This is a genomic window from Streptomyces sp. V3I8 (assembly GCF_030817535.1).
Taxonomy (GTDB): Bacteria; Actinomycetota; Actinomycetes; order Streptomycetales; family Streptomycetaceae; genus Streptomyces.
Map to the genome: position 1 here is coordinate 7,518,680 of NZ_JAUSZL010000002.1, position 14,358 is coordinate 7,533,037.

At 73.9% G+C, this 14,358-nt stretch carries 13 protein-coding genes; 8 read left to right on the top strand and 5 right to left on the bottom strand.

Annotated features, from left to right (window positions below; genetic code table 11):
* The first annotated feature begins 429 nt into the window (after nt 1–429).
* The 3 genes from QFZ75_RS33380 to QFZ75_RS33390 are packed head-to-tail and all read left to right on the top strand — an operon-like array spanning nt 430 to nt 3,385.
* Nucleotides 430–1,707: a Gfo/Idh/MocA family protein gene (locus tag QFZ75_RS33380; protein ID WP_307542894.1), complete on the top strand. Its 1,278-nt coding sequence runs from the start codon at nt 430–432 to the stop codon at nt 1,705–1,707.
* Entirely contained in the window at nt 1,704–2,648 is a 945-nt protein-coding gene (locus QFZ75_RS33385; protein ID WP_307542896.1) for a PmoA family protein, read from the top strand. Before QFZ75_RS33380 ends, QFZ75_RS33385 begins: the two co-directional genes overlap by 4 nt.
* Nucleotides 2,642–3,385 carry a cupin gene (locus QFZ75_RS33390; protein WP_307542898.1) on the top strand — a complete coding sequence of 248 codons (744 nt, stop codon included), beginning with the start codon at nt 2,642–2,644 and terminating at the stop codon, nt 3,383–3,385. Before QFZ75_RS33385 ends, QFZ75_RS33390 begins: the two co-directional genes overlap by 7 nt.
* Before the next feature lie 26 nt (nt 3,386–3,411).
* On the opposite strand, the gene QFZ75_RS33395 is transcribed toward QFZ75_RS33390, so the two are convergent.
* Nucleotides 3,412–3,909 (bottom strand): helix-turn-helix domain-containing protein, encoded by a 498-nt coding sequence (locus tag QFZ75_RS33395; protein WP_307544959.1) that lies wholly within the window; start codon nt 3,907–3,909, stop codon nt 3,412–3,414.
* Nucleotides 3,910–4,029: 120 nt separating this feature from the next.
* Here QFZ75_RS33395 and QFZ75_RS33400 point away from each other — a divergent pair, with 120 nt between their 5' ends.
* On the top strand, nt 4,030–5,199 hold the full coding sequence (locus QFZ75_RS33400; RefSeq protein ID WP_307542899.1) for a thiolase family protein: 1,170 nt from the start codon (nt 4,030–4,032) through the stop codon (nt 5,197–5,199).
* Nucleotides 5,200–5,245: 46 nt separating this feature from the next.
* Here QFZ75_RS33400 and QFZ75_RS33405 read toward each other — a convergent pair whose 3' ends face one another.
* Nucleotides 5,246–6,019 (bottom strand): TVP38/TMEM64 family protein, encoded by a 774-nt coding sequence (locus QFZ75_RS33405; protein WP_307542901.1) that lies wholly within the window; start codon nt 6,017–6,019, stop codon nt 5,246–5,248.
* Nucleotides 6,020–6,730: 711 nt separating this feature from the next.
* Here QFZ75_RS33405 and tuf point away from each other — a divergent pair.
* Both tuf and QFZ75_RS33415 read left to right on the top strand, forming a co-directional pair.
* A complete protein-coding gene (tuf, locus tag QFZ75_RS33410) occupies nt 6,731–7,900 on the top strand; it encodes an elongation factor Tu (RefSeq protein WP_307542903.1) in 1,170 nt (389 codons plus the stop codon).
* 100 nt (nt 7,901–8,000) lie between these two features.
* The gene (locus QFZ75_RS33415; protein WP_307542905.1) at nt 8,001–8,846 is read left to right on the top strand and encodes a spermidine synthase; all 846 of its coding nucleotides are present in this window, start codon (nt 8,001–8,003) and stop codon (nt 8,844–8,846) included.
* Between the two features lie 19 nt (nt 8,847–8,865).
* On the opposite strand, the gene QFZ75_RS33420 is transcribed toward QFZ75_RS33415, so the two are convergent.
* A complete protein-coding gene (locus tag QFZ75_RS33420) occupies nt 8,866–10,155 on the bottom strand; it encodes an MFS transporter (RefSeq protein ID WP_307542907.1) in 1,290 nt (429 codons plus the stop codon).
* Nucleotides 10,156–10,240: 85 nt separating this feature from the next.
* The gene (locus QFZ75_RS33425; protein WP_307542910.1) at nt 10,241–11,263 is read right to left on the bottom strand and encodes a hypothetical protein; all 1,023 of its coding nucleotides are present in this window, start codon (nt 11,261–11,263) and stop codon (nt 10,241–10,243) included.
* 196 nt (nt 11,264–11,459) lie between these two features.
* Here QFZ75_RS33425 and QFZ75_RS33430 point away from each other — a divergent pair, with 196 nt between their 5' ends.
* On the top strand, nt 11,460–11,897 hold the full coding sequence (locus tag QFZ75_RS33430; RefSeq protein WP_307544960.1) for a DUF4442 domain-containing protein: 438 nt from the start codon (nt 11,460–11,462) through the stop codon (nt 11,895–11,897).
* Between the two features lie 31 nt (nt 11,898–11,928).
* Here QFZ75_RS33430 and QFZ75_RS33435 read toward each other — a convergent pair whose 3' ends face one another.
* Nucleotides 11,929–12,978 carry a LacI family DNA-binding transcriptional regulator gene (locus tag QFZ75_RS33435; RefSeq protein ID WP_307542912.1) on the bottom strand — a complete coding sequence of 350 codons (1,050 nt, stop codon included), beginning with the start codon at nt 12,976–12,978 and terminating at the stop codon, nt 11,929–11,931.
* 138 nt (nt 12,979–13,116) lie between these two features.
* On the opposite strand from QFZ75_RS33435, the gene QFZ75_RS33440 reads away from it, so the two are divergent.
* Nucleotides 13,117–14,331 carry a phytanoyl-CoA dioxygenase family protein gene (locus tag QFZ75_RS33440; RefSeq protein WP_307542914.1) on the top strand — a complete coding sequence of 405 codons (1,215 nt, stop codon included), beginning with the start codon at nt 13,117–13,119 and terminating at the stop codon, nt 14,329–14,331.
* Nucleotides 14,332–14,358: the final 27 nt, after the last annotated feature.

Below are 14,358 nucleotides of genomic sequence, written 5' to 3' on the forward strand. Positions count from 1 at the left end.
GACGAGGACCTGACGTGGGGGGCGGCGACGGGAGGTGCGCGGGGCGGTGACGGGAGTCGTGCGGTGCGACCGGGCGGGGCGCACGGGGCCGCAGCGCGCGTCGCGCCGGACCGCCGTCCGGGTCCCGCGGGCTCTGTCCTCAGGGCGGGCCCTGCCCTTGGGCCGGGCCCGGCTCCCGGAGGCGCGGGGAACCGCGCATTCTTTCGGCCCGGCCGGCGCCGCCGGCTCGGCCGCGCGCGGCCGAGCCGGCGGCGCCGGCCGGGGTGTTGACCCGCGACGACGTCGCCGCTTACGTTTCCGCGAGGAGTGAAAGCGCTTGCTACGGCCGGACCGCCCCCTGGTCGCCGTGCCGGGCAGGCGTCCGCCAGGTCCGCCGTCACGTCCACCGTCACGTCCGCCGTCACGTCCGATGGAGCGCTGATCCCGTCCATGCGTACTTCCCGCGACGCCACCACCGGCAAGTCGCCCGACCCCGAATCCGGAAAACCTGCCGCGGCCCCCCTCGGAGGTGCCGGAGGCCTCGGAAGCCTCCGGGGGCGCCGTATCAGGGCCGCCGTCATCGGCACCGGGGCCATCGCCGCCGGCAGCCATCTGCCCGCGCTCGCCGCCCTCGCCGCCGAGGGCGAGGTGGAGGTCGTCGCCGCGGTCGACATCGACGCCGGCGCGGTGCGCCGGTTCTGCAGGGACGGCGGGGTCCCGCACGGGTACACCGACCTCGGCCGGATGCTGGCCGAACAGCGCCCGGACCTCGTCTCCGTCTGCACCCCGCCCACCCTGCACCGCGAGCAGACCGTCGCCGCGCTGCGCGCCGGTGCCTGGGTGTGGTGCGAGAAGCCGCCCGTGCCGTCCCTCGCCGACTTCGACGCCGTCGAGGCCGAGGAGGGCGACGGCGGTCCCTACGCCTCCATCGTCTTCCAGCACCGTTTCGGTTCGGGCGCGCGGCACGTACGCCGCCTGATCGCCGACCGGGCCATGGGGCGGCCCCTGGTGGCCCACTGCCAGACCACCTGGTACCGCGACGCCGCCTACTACGCCGTGCCCTGGCGCGGCAGATGGGAGACCGAGGGCGGCGGCCCCGCCATGGGCCACGGCATCCACCAGATGGACCTCCTGCTCGACCTGCTCGGGCCGTGGAGCGAGGTGCGGGCCATGACCGGACGCCTGGTGCACGACGTGCAGACGGAGGACGTGTCGACCGCCCTCGTGCGGTTCCGGAGCGGCGCCCTCGCGACCGTGGTCAACAGCGTCCTCAGCCCGGACGAGGTCAGCCGCATCCGCATCGACTGCGAGCGCGCGACGGTCGAGCTGACCCACCTCTACGGGCACCGCAACGAGAACTGGCGCATCACCCCCGTACCGGACGAGCCGGCCGGGAACGTGGCCGCTTGGCGGGACTTCGGCGCCGACGTGCCCAGCTCGCACCTCGCCCAGCTGCGCGAGCTGGTCGCGAGCATGCGCGCGGGGGAGCGGCCGCGCAGCAGCGGCACCGACGGGCGCACCGGCCTCGAACTGATCACCGCGCTCTACAAGTCGGCGTTCACGGACACGACCGTCCGGGCCGGCGGCATCGGCCCCGGCGACCCCTACTACACGGCCCTGCACGGCGGCGCCCCCGGCTGGGCACCCGCATCCGCCCCGGCCCCCGCATCCGCCTCCGTCCCCGCATCCGCACCCGCATCCGCGCCGCACGAGGAGACACCGGCATGACCGCACGAGAGGGCCTGCGCGTCGTCCACGCCCACGGCGACCGCGTCACGGTCACCGAACCCACCACCGGCGTGGAGCTGTTCAGCTACGTGTACGGCCCGGAGGCGGCCTGGGAGGCCCCGAAACCGTATCTGCACCCGATCAGGACCCTCGCCGGCGACGTCGTCACGGACTACCGGCCCAACGACCACCGCTGGCACAAGGGTCTGCAGATGACCGCCTCGCACCTGTCGGGGGCGAACCTGTGGGGCGGCAACACGTATGTGCACGGCGAGGGGTATCTCGAACTGCCCGAGCGGGTCGGGTCGATGCGGCACGTCGCCTTCGACCGGGTCGGGACGGACGGCGCCGAACCGGGTGGCGCGGTCATCGCGGAGCGGCTCACCTGGCACCCGTACGACGGCTCGCTCTGGGCGCAGGAGGAGCGCCGCGTCGAGGTGCGCGACGTGGATCCCGCGTCCGGCTCGTGGGCGCTGACCTGGACGACCTCCGTCACCAACCGCCGGGACGAACCCCTGCGGTTCGGCAGTCCCACGACGGCCGGGCGCGAACTGGCCGGGTACACCGGCCTGTTCTGGCGCGGCCCCCGGGGCTTCCGGGGCGGGCGGATCATCGGCCCGGACGCGGAGGGCCCCGGACTCATGGGGCGGCAGGCGCCCTGGCTCGCGTACCGCGCCGAGCACGACGGCGCCGACGGGCACGCGACGCTCGTCTTCGCGCACGCCCCCGAGAACGACCACACGGGCGGGAACGGGGCCCACCCCGCCCACTGGTTCGTCCGCGACGAGCCCTTCGCGGCCGTCGCGCCCTCCCTCGCCTTCTTCGACGAACTGGAACTGGCGCCCGGCGACACGCTCACCCGCCGCTACCGCGTGGTCGTCGCCGACGGTGCCTGGGAGCGCGCGCAGATCGCCGAGTACCTGGCGGAGCACCCGTGGTGAGCGCCGACGGCGACCGCGCCGGGACGCCGCAGGGCTTCGGCGGTCTGCCCGGCGGGGTCGCCGTCTCGCACCTGCGCGTCTACGACTGGCCCGCCGACGACGGCGTGTGCGGCGGAACACCCCATCTGCACCTGACCTGTTCGGAGGCGTACGTCGTCACCGGCGGCCGGGGCGCGGTGCAGACGCTGACCACCTCCGGGTACGAGGTCACGCCGCTCACGCCCGGCACGGTCGCCCGGTTCACGCCCGGCACCGTCCACCGGCTGGTCGACGAGGGCGGCCTGCGCATCACCGTCCTCATGCAGAACGGCGGGCTGCCGGAAGCGGGGGACGCGGTGCTCACGCTGCCCCCCGCGTACCTGAGCGACCCGCGGACCTACGCCGCCGCGACCGTGATCCCGGCGGACGCGCCCGAGGAGGAGAGGGAGCGGATCGCCCGCGTCCGGCGCGACCTCGCCCTGACGGGGTACCGGGCGCTGCGCGAGGCGGACGGGCCCGAACCCCTCGCCGCGTTCCACCGGGCCGCCGCGGCCCTCGTGCGGCCCCGGCTCGCCGAGTGGCGGGAGCGGTGGCGGCGGGGTGCCGCGGCGGCCTCCGCGGCGACGGGGGAACAGCTCGACCGGCTGGAGCGCGGGGACGTGTCCCACCTCGCGGAGGCCGCCGTACGGGCCGAACAGCCCTCGGAGTACGGGAAGTACGGCATGTGCGGGCGGCTCGACGTGTACCGGGCGCAGTAGCCGGCGCCGTCGGGTCCCGGACGGGCTCACACCCCCGCGGGCCCCGTGGCCGTCCAGCCCGGCGTCTGCGGATGGGCCGTCAGGTCGTCGTGGCGGACCTTCTCGCCGCACTCCGCGCAGATGACGACCGGGACCAGTTCATGGCCGCCGGGACGGCCGCCGGCCTGTCCGCGGCCCTCCATGTGTTCGAGCACCATCGGACGGCCGCCGTCGTCGAGGTGCCGGTCGCCCCACGCCATGAGCGTCAGCAGCACCGGCTCCAGCTCCAGACCGGCCCCGGTGGCCCGGTACTCGTAACGCGGCGGCTTCTCGCTGTACGCGACCTTCTCCAGCAGATCCGCCTCGACGAGCCGCTTCAGCCGGGCCGCCAGGACGTCCCGCGGGGCGCCGGTGTTGCGGACCAGTTGGTCGAACCGCGTGGCCCCCAGGGTCACCTCGCGCAGCACGAGCAGGGAGTACTTTTCGCCGACGAGGGCGAGGGTGCCGGCGATCGAACAGGGGCGGGCGTCCTTCATGGCGCCCAGTCTACGGGGTGGGTTGGTTCTTCCAACCCACTGGGTTACCGTGGAGTCACCCAGTCGGTCCGGAATCCAAACCCACTGACTCCGGCGCCGCTTCCGACACTGATCCCGAGGAGCCGGACCATGCGTGACGCAGTCATCGTCGAAGCCGTACGCACCCCGATCGGCAAAGGCAGGCCGAACGGCGCGCTCGCCCACGTCCATCCCGTGGAACTCCTCGCCCACACGCTCCGTACGCTCGTCGAGCGGTCCGGTGTCGACCCCGCGCTCATCGACGACGTGATCGGCGGCACGGTCGACCAGGTCGGCGAGCAGGCCATGAACACCACCCGGTACGCCGTCCTGTCGGCGGGCTTCCCCGAGTCGGTGCCGGCGACGACGGTGGACCGCCAGTGCGGGTCCTCCCAGCAGGCCGTGCACTTCGCTGCCCAGGGCGTCATTTCCGGGGCGTACGACCTGGTCGTGGCCTGCGGAGTGGAGTCGATGAGCCGGGTGCCGATGTGGTCGAACGTCCCGGAGGGCAAGGACCCCTTCGGGCCCGGGGTGGCCGCGCGCCACCCCGGGGGCCTGGTCCCGCAGGGCATCAGCGCCGAGCTGATCGCGGCGAAGTGGTCGGTGTCCCGGGAGCGGATGGACGCCTTCGCGGTGGAGTCGCACCGCAGGGCCGCGGCCGCGTGGGAGGGCGGACTGTTCGACGCCGAGGCCGCGCCCCTCGACGGGGTGACGCGCGACGAGTGCGTGCGGCCGGACAGCAGCACGGAGGTCCTGGCCGGGCTCAGGTCCGCCTACTACGACCCGGGCTTCGGCGAGCGCTTCCCGCAGATCGACTGGAACGTCACCGCGGGCAACGCCAGCCCGGTCAACGACGGCGCCTCGGCCGTGCTCATCACGTCCGGCGAGACCGCGGCCCGGCTGGGCCTGCGGCCGCTGGCCCGGCTGCACAGCTTCGCCGTCACCGGGTCCGACCCGCTGCTGATGCTCACCGGTGTCGTCCCGGCCACCGAGAAGGTGCTGCGCCGGGCCTCGTTGACCCTCGACGACATCGACCTCTTCGAGGTCAACGAGGCGTTCTCCAGTGTGGTGCTCGCCTGGCAGCAGGAGACGGGCGCCGACCTCGCCAAGGTCAACGTGCACGGCGGTGCGATCGCGATCGGCCATCCGCTCGGCGCGAGCGGGACGCGGCTGACGACCACCCTCGTCCACGCGATGCGGGAGCGTGGGGCCCGGTACGCGCTGCAGACGATGTGCGAGGCGGGCGGACTGGCCAACGCGATGGTGCTGGAAGGCCTGTAGCCACCGCGGGGCCAGGGCCAGGGCCCGCGGGCCGGGGCGGCCGGTGTCAGCGGGCGCGGATCTGGTGGCGCTTGCGCCAGGCGACGACCGCGCCGACCAGGGCGGGGAGTGCGATGAAGCCCATCGCGATCAGGAAGGCCGGGGAGGTCGGGGCCGAGGCGCGGGCACCCGCGACGGCGTACGCGGCGGTGTTGGGGATCGAGCCGAGACCGGTGGCGAGAAGGAAGGGGAACCAGCTCATCCGGGACACCGACGCGCAGTAGTTCGCGGCCCAGAACGGCACCCCGGGGAAGAGTCGCGCGGCCATCATCGAGCGGAAGCCGTGCCGGCTGAGCTGCCCGTCGGCGGCCTTCAGCCAGCGGCCGCGCACCAACGGCCGCAGCGCGTCCTGCCCCAGCATCCGGCCGAGCCCGAAGGCGATTCCGGCCCCGAGGACCGTGCCTGCGAGCGCCGCCCCGAGCCCCAGCTGCGAGCCGAAGAGGGCGCCCGCCGCGAGGTTGAGGATCGGCCGGGGCACGAACGCGACCGTGCACAGGCCGTACGCGACCGCGAAGACCAGGGCCGCCGCGGCGCCGTTCAACTGCGGTGGCCAGCCGTCGGACAGCAGTCTCTGCGGCTCGAACAGCAGTACCGTCCCGGCGGCCGACAGCAGGAGCGCGACCAGCAGCGAGAGCCGGGACCACGGCGAGAGCAGTGCTCTCGTGCAGCGGGCGGCCAGGCCCGTGGGCACGGTGGTGAACTCGACGGGGACGAGTTCTGTCGCGGGGAGGGGGGGAGTGACCGTGGCGGTGCCCCCAGAGCGGGTGGTGGCATCGAGCATCCGGTGACACTAACCGACCCGTGTATGTGATTGCCGTATGGAACGTCTCACGGGCGTCACAGCTTCCGGAACGCCGGACGGCTGTTCGGAACCGCCGCCGGGCGGTCCGGCGGACCCCGTGCCCGGCCGGCCGGCCCCCGGCCACGCCGCCGCGGCCGGTCCGGAACGGGCCGCACGGACGCGCGCGTGACAGGAGGGACCTCACCCCTTCACCGGGCCTGACCACGGCTGACGGTCGCGCACCCGGTTCGGGCGGTCCTGCGGGGGATGCCGCGCGCGGACGGAACCCGCCGCACGGCGGTGGCGTCGCGCGGCCGGCGGTCACCGGCACACGCGTACCGGTACTTCACCGCCGGCCATCCGCACCGCATGTGAGGCGTCTCTCGTCCGTGGCCCCGTCCGTGGTCCTGTCCGGGTCCCGTCCGGGACCCGTGGAAAACCATTCGACGCGGCCGTGGCCGTCGGCGATGATCGCCTCATGTTCCGGTACGCCTTCCCTTTCGCAGCGCCCGCAGTCGCGGACGCCCCGAAGGCTGCCGTCGTGAACACCGTGGCCGCCGCAGAAGGCGCCCGAAGCTGACCCTTCCCGGATCGTCCGGCGGACCCCGCAGGGGGAGGGTCGGCAAGTCCTCGGGGTCCCCGTTCCGGCCGATCTGACGCCGGGGCCATCCCTCAGCTCTGCTGAAACCGAAGAGGCTTCGAGGTACAGCCATGCCCAAGACGGCTTACGTCCGCACCAAACCGCACCTCAACATCGGCACCATGGGCCATGTCGACCACGGCAAGACGACCCTGACCGCCGCCATCACCAAGGTCCTCGCCGACCGCGGCTCCGGCACCTTCGTCCCGTTCGACCGGATCGACCGGACGCCGGAGGAGGCCGCGCGCGGCATCACCATCGACATCGCGCATGTCGAGTACGAGACCGACACCCGGCACTACGCCCACGTGGACATGCCGGGCCACGCCGACTACGTGAAGAACATGGTTACCGGCGCGGCGCAGCTCGACGGGGCGATCCTCGTGGTCTCCGCGCTCGACGGGATCATGCCGCAGACCGCCGAACACGTGCTGCTCGCCCGGCAGGTGGGCGTCGACCACATCGTCGTCGCCCTGAACAAGGCCGACGCGGGTGACGAGGAACTCACCGACCTCGTGGAGCTGGAGGTCCGCGAACTGCTGACCTCGCACGGGTACGGGGGCGACTCCGTACCGGTCGTGCGGGTCTCCGGGCTGAAGGCGCTGGAGGGCGACCCCCGCTGGACCGACGCCATCGGCGCGCTGCTCGACGCCGTGGACACGTACGTGCCCCTGCCCGAGCGGTACGTGGACGCGCCGTTCCTGCTGCCGGTGGAGAACGTGCTCACCATCACCGGCCGCGGCACGGTCGTCACGGGCGCGGTCGAGCGCGGCACCGTCCGGGTGGGCGATCGCGTCGAAGTGCTGGGGGCCGCCGTGGACACGGTGGTCACCGGTCTGGAGACGTTCGGCAGGCCCATGGCCGAGGCGCAGGCCGGCGACAGCGTGGCGCTGCTGCTGCGCGGCGTCCCGCGCGACGCCGTGCGCCGCGGTCACGTCGTCGCGGCGCCCGGCAGCGTCGTCCCCAGCCGTCGCTTCTGCGCGCAGGTCCACGTCCTGTCGGCGCGCGAGGGCGGGCGGACGACGCCGGTGGCCACCGGCTACCGGCCGCAGTTCCACATCCGCACCGCGGACGTGGTCGGTGACGTCGACCTCGGCGCGGGCGGGGTCGCGCGGCCCGGTGACACCGTCGCCATGACGGTCGAGCTGGGGCGCGCGATGCCGCTGGAGCCCGGCCTCGGCTTCGCGATCCGCGAGGGCGGCCGCACGGTCGGCGCCGGCACGGTGACCGCCGTCGGCTGAACCGCTCCACCGCCGCCGCCCGCCTCCCGTCCGGACGGGAGGCGGGCGGCGGGCGGGAAAGAGGCGGGCCGGTGCCTCGCCCCGCGGGCACAATGGACCCGTGGACGAGCCGATACCCGTGACCAGGACCGTGGACCACGGGACCGCCAAGCTGATGCCGGACGTCGACCGGGAGCGGGCCTGGCTGCTGACCGTCGACGGGGCGCCGCAGTCGTACGTCGACCTGGACGAGCCGACGCACCTGGAGTTCGAGTACACGCGGCGCCTCGGGCACGTCCTGGACTCGGTCGCGGCGCCGGGACGCCCGCTGGACGCGCTGCACCTCGGCGGCGGGGCGCTCACGCTGCCCCGCTACCTCGCCGCGACCCGGCCCGGGTCCCGGCAGGACGTCGTCGACGCCGACAGCGCCCTCCTGGACCTCGTCGGCGAGTACCTGCCGGTCCCCGCGGACGCGGGCATCGCGCTGCACGGCGCGGACGCCCGCGCCTGGCTCGAGTCCGCCCCCGCCGCCTGCGCCGACGTCCTGATCGCCGACGTCTTCGGGGGTTCCCGGGTACCGGCGCACCTGACCTCGGTGGCGTACGCGCGCGAGGCCGTACGGGTGCTGCGGGGCGACGGCGTGTACCTGGCGAACCTCGCCGACGCCTCGCCCTTCGCCTTTCTGCGCTCGCAACTGGCCACGTTCGCCACGGTGTTCGAGGAGCTCGTGCTGATCGCCGAGCCGGGCGTGCTGCGCGGCCGCCGCTTCGGCAACGCGGTCCTGGTCGCCTCGCACCGGCCGCTCGACACCGCCACCCTGATACGCCGCACGGCCGCCGACGCCTTTCCGGCGCGGGTCGAGCACGGGGACACGCTGCGGGTCTTCACGGGGGACGCGCGTCCCGTACGGGACGAGGACGCGGTGGGGTCGCCGGTGCCGCCGGACGGGGCGTTCGGCATCGGCTGACCGGTGGAGGCGAGGACGCTCAGCCCTCGGAGCGGACCGGCTCGTTCTTCGCCGGGATCCCCTGCGCCACTTCCTTCGTGCGCCGGGTCAGATTGCGTACGTCGGGCACGAACAGCACCCCCGCCGTCACCACGACCACCAGGACCGCGCAGCCCCACAGGGACGGCGTCCGGCCGAAGGCGGACTCGGCGGGACCCGCGAGGGCGGTGGCGAGCGGTACCATGGCGATCGAGCCGAACCAGTCGTACGCCGAGACGCGGGAGAGCTTGTCCTCCGGGATCTCCTGGTGCAGCGCGGTCATCCAGGAGACGCCGAACACCTCGATGGCGACGCCGGTCACGAACATCACCGCGCACAGGGCGCCGACCGGGAGCGGAACGGCGAGCGCGGCGGACGGCAGGGCGAGCGGGAACACGCAGAGCGTTCCGGCGAAGAGCAGCCTGCGGGGCTTCCAGCGCATCATCAGGACCGCGCCCCCGACGGTCCCGCCGCCGAACGCGGCGAGGGCCAGGCCCCACGGGCCGGCGCCGCCGAGACTGTCCCGGGCGACCAGCGGGCCGTACACCGCCTCGGCGGCGCCGACGACGGCGACCACGACCGAGAACTGCGCGACGATCGCCCACAGCCAGGGCCGTCCGACGACCTCCCGCCAGCCCTCGCGCAGGTCGGAGAGCAGACCGGTGCCCGGCACCCGGGGCGGTATGTGCCCCACCCGCAGGAAGGCGCGCAGGGCGCCCGCCACCGCGAAGGCCGCCGCGTCCACGGCGAGCACCCAGCCGGGTCCGACCAGCGCGACCATGACACCGCCGAGCGCGGCGCCGCCGAGGCCCGCGCCGTGCATCGCGAGGCGGAACACCGCGAAGGCGCGGCCGGCCTGTCTGCCGCTGACCGAGGAGAGCAGCATGCCCTCGGCGGCCGGGTTGAAGAACGCCTGGCCGGTGCCGCCGAGGGCGGTGAGCAGCATCATCTGCCACAGCCGCGGCTCACCGGCGATGACGAGGACCGCGAAGGCCGCCTGGGAGACGCAGTTGAGCGCGTTGGCGGCGACCATCACACGGTGCCGGGGCAGCCGGTCCGCGACCGCGCCGCCGATCAGCAGGAAGAGCACGAGGGGCAGGGTGCGGGCCGCCGCCACCAGACCCACGTCGCCGCCGTCACCGCCCTCGTCCAGGACGGCGAACGCCGCCGCGATCAACGCACCCTGGCTGCCCAGGTTCGTCACCACCGCGGCGGCGGTCAGCAGGGTGTAGTTGCGGCCCGCCCAGGAGGGGCGGCGCAGTCGGGCGCGGGAGTCGGCGGCGGGGTTCACCAGGCGACTATCCCTGCCGGCGGGGCGACTTGCCAAACGGGTTACCGGCCTCTTCCGCGCCGGGCGGACGCGGCCCGCCGCGACGTCAGCCGTCCGTCGGCGCGTCCTCGGTGAGGCGTACGGTGCTGAGGATCTTCTGGACCGTCGCCTCGGGGATCTCGTCGTCGACGCCCTGGGCGCCGTACAGGTTCCAGGTGACGAAGTCGCCCGTGCCGTTCTTGAAGGCGAAGGTGATGGCCTTGCCCTCGCTGTCGCACTTCTCGTTCTGCGGGGTGTTGCTGGAGTGTGCCTTGGCGACGCTGCCCCGCAGCCCCGACTTCGTGGTGTAGGCCGTCGCCTTGTCCCACTTCACGCTCTTCTTGTCGGGCTGCGTGTAGCCACCGAAGATCCACCAGGGCACGCGGGTCTCGGCCGCCTCGGCCGTGTCCTTGGCGCCGTTCTCACCGCGCGTGCCGGCGACGGCCAGCGCGGTGTCCTCCTTGCGGCCGTCCTTGTCGCTGTCGCTGGTGCACCACTTCGACTTGAGGTAGGCGGGGGCGGTGACCGTCGTACGGTCGGTCTTGCCCTTTTCCTCCCACTCGAAGCCGACGCTCGTGTCGGTGCTCTCGATCTCCCACTCGGCCGGCACGTCGAACATCGTGCCGAAGCGGGGATTGACGACGACCTTCCAGCCGGCGACCGTCGGCTTCTCGTCGTCCGTGCCGCGCGGGTTGTCCTCACCGGCGGACGCGGACGCGCTCGGGTCCGCGGGCGCGCTCGACGACGGCGGCCGCGAGGCCTTGCCGCCCTTGTCCCCGTCGGCCTCGTCGTCCTTGTCGCCGCCCAGGACCAGCAGGCCCGTGACGCCGGCCGCGACGACCACGGCCGTGGCGGCCACGATCGCGACGATCTTCGTCCGGTTCCCGCCGCCCTGCGGGGGCTGCGGCGCGCCGGGCGCGCTCCAGCCGTGCTGTCCCGGCTGCGCGTACGGGGTCTGCGGCTGGGGCACGGTCGGGTACCCGGGCTGCTGGTACGGATTCGGCTGCTGGTACCCCGGCTGCTGGTACGGGTTCGGGTTCTGGTCCTGCGGGTTCTGCTCGCCCCCGGGCGGCTGGTTTCCTGGCCACATGGCGAGAACCCTAATGCCGCACCGGACACGGTTGGGTCACCGGCTCCCGTCAGGCGCGTACCGGATCAGGAGCCAGATGCGCCCCAATGTGGACGTACCGGAACCGAGGGTGCCGCCGCGGGACCGGCCGGAGGCGGGACGCTCTTGTTCAGAGATGGCTACTCATGGGTAACGTTCGGCCATGAGCGCAGACCAGATGTCGATCGGCGAGCTGCTCGCCGCCACGGTGCCGATGGTCCGGACCCTGAAGCTGGAGTACCTCGAGACCACTCCGGAGAAGGCCGTGCTCGCGCTGCCCGATCAGAGCGAGTACCACAACCATGTGGGCGGGCCCCACGCCGGCGCGATGTTCACGCTGGGGGAGTCGGCGAGCGGGGCGGTCGTGCTGGCGGCGTTCGGCGACCAGCTCGCCCGGGCCGTGCCGCTGCCCGTCAGCGCCGGGATCGCGTTCAGGAAACTGGCCAGGGGGCCCGTCACGGCCACCGCCACCCTGGGCCGCCCCGCCGCCGACGTCGTCGCCGAGCTCGACGCGGGCGGGCGCCCGGAGTTCCCGGTCACGGTCGCCATCCGGCGCGAGGACGGCGCGGTGACCGGTGAGATGACGGTCGTCTGGACACTGCGCCCCGACGGCTGAGGACCGGCGGCCGGGCGCCGGCCCCCAGCCGTCAGGTGCCGGCGGCGACGAGCGGGGTCTCCGGTGGCATGTTGTACGGCGTCACCACCTGGATCGCCGACGGGAGCGCGGGGGACGGGTCGGCGGGCAGGGCGTCGTGGGCCCGTATGACGGCCCGGCAGGCGGTGCGCATGTCCTGGCGCAGGTCGTGGTGGAGCACGGCGGAGAGGCGTCCGGCACGCAGCAGGCGGGCGTTGTCGTGGTCCAGGTCGTGGGCGACGAAGACGGCGCACTGCCGCCCGATGGCGTCGAAGGCCTCCAGCGTGGCGTTGTTGCCCCCGCCCATCGAGTAGACGGCCCTGATCCGCGGGTCCTGCCGCAGCGCGTCGAGCACCAGGTCGTACTGGGTGGCGTCCAGGCCGTCGCTGTCGGTGACCTCGACCAGGCGCCGGGCCGGCCGCAGTGTGCGCATCGTGGCCCGGAAACCCATCTCCCGCTCCTCCTCGCCGCGGAAGAAGCCGCGGCTGATGGTGGTCAGGACGTGCCCCGGGCCGTCGCCCAGCCACTGGCCCATCAGGTACCCGGCCGTGGCACCCGCCGCCCGGTTGTCTATACCGACGTAGGCGAGCCGGCCGCTGGCGGGCAGGTCCGTCACCAGGGTCACCACCGGGATGCCCGCGGCCACCAGCCTGCCGACGGCCGCCGTCACCCCCGGTACGTCCGGCGCCTTCAGGAGCACGCCCTGGGAGCCGCGCCCGGCGATCCGGTCCAGCGTCGCGATCAGGTCGTCCGGCGCGCCAGTCTCCCGGAAGTGGAAGCGGCAGCGCATCACCGCCGGGCTCAGCGACGGCAGTTCGGCCTCCAGCGCGGCGCGCACCGCGCTGGAGAACCGTTCCGGTGTCTGCATGACGACGTCGGTCATGAAGGTGCGGCCGGTGAGCCGGACCTGGGTCCGCTGCCGGTCGAGGTCCGTGACGGCCTGGTGCACCGACCGTGCCGTGCTCTCCCTGACCCCGCCCCGCCCGTTCAGGACCCGGTCCACGGTCGCCTCGCTGAGGCCCGCCTGACGGGCTATCTCCCTGATCGCGTAGGGGTGGCCCATGCGCCTGCTCCTTGAGGGGTTTTTGATGGCCCGCTGACGATTGCCCGAGGGATGCGGCGTCACAAGAATGACATCAATGCGTCGCCGCGGCCCGGACGGTACGCCGCGACCGCAGAGGACGACTCCGAGAGGACGACGATGTCCCGCACCCTTTCAGAACCTCAGGCGCCTTCAGGCCCCCGCGCCCTTTCAGCGCCCCGAGCCTGGTTGTCCGCCGACGACTGCGACCTCGCCGCCTTCCGCGAGCTGGTCGAGCGGGACACCGACCCGGCCGACCACCCGTACGCCGCCGCCGTCGAGCGGAACGTGCCGCTGTACGACAGCGCGAGCCTGCGCACCGAGATCCGTACGCCGCGGGGCCGCCGCGCCGTACAGGCGGAGCTGGTCGCGGCCCTCAGCGACGGACCCGGCATCGCGGTGTTCAAGGGCGCCTTCCCCGACCGCGCGGTCCTGGACCGGGCGACCGGTGTCTTCGACGCCCTCATCGCCGGGCAGCGGGCCTCCGGCGCCACCGCCGGCGACCACTTCGCCAGGCCGGGCGCGAACGACCGGGTCTGGAACGCCCTGGAGAAGGCGGGCCTGCTGGACCCGGAGGCGTTCGCCGACTACTACGCCAACGACATCCTCGCCCTGGTCTCGCACGCCTGGCTCGGCCCCGGCCACCAGGTCACCTCGCAGATCAACGTCGTGAACCCGGGCGGCGCCGCGCAGACCGTGCACCGCGACTACCACCTGGGCTTCCTGAGCGACGAGGCCGCCGCCGCGTACCCCGCGCACGTCCACCGCCTCTCGCCGGTGCTGACGCTCCAGGGCGCGGTCGCCCACTGCGACATGCCCGTCGAGTCCGGCCCGACGATGTACCTCCCGCACTCGCAGAAGTACGAGCCCGGCTACCTGGCCTGGCGGCTGCCGGAGTTCCGCGCGTACTTCGAGGCACAGCACGTCCAGCTGCCGCTGGAGGCGGGGGACGCCGTGTTCTTCAACCCGGCCCTCTTCCACGCCGCCGGACACAACAGGTCCGCGGACATCCGCCGCATGGCCAACCTGCTGCAGATCTCCTCCGCCTTCGGCCGCGCCATGGAGAGCGTCGACCGCGAGGCGCTGTCGAACGCCGTCTACCCGGTGCTGCTGCGGCGCAGGGCGGAGGGCGCGAGCCAGGAGTGGCTGGACGCGGTCGTCGCCGCCTGCGCGGAGGGGTACCCCTTCCCCACCAACCTGGACTCCGACCCGCCCGTCGACGGACTGGCCCCGCCGTCCCAGGCGGACCTCGTGCGCCGCTTCCTGGGCGAAGGCCGCTCCCCGGACGACCTGCGCGCCGCACTGCGCGCCGCCGCCGGGCGCCGGGAGAGCTGAGAGAGCCGGGAGAGCCGAGGAGGAAGC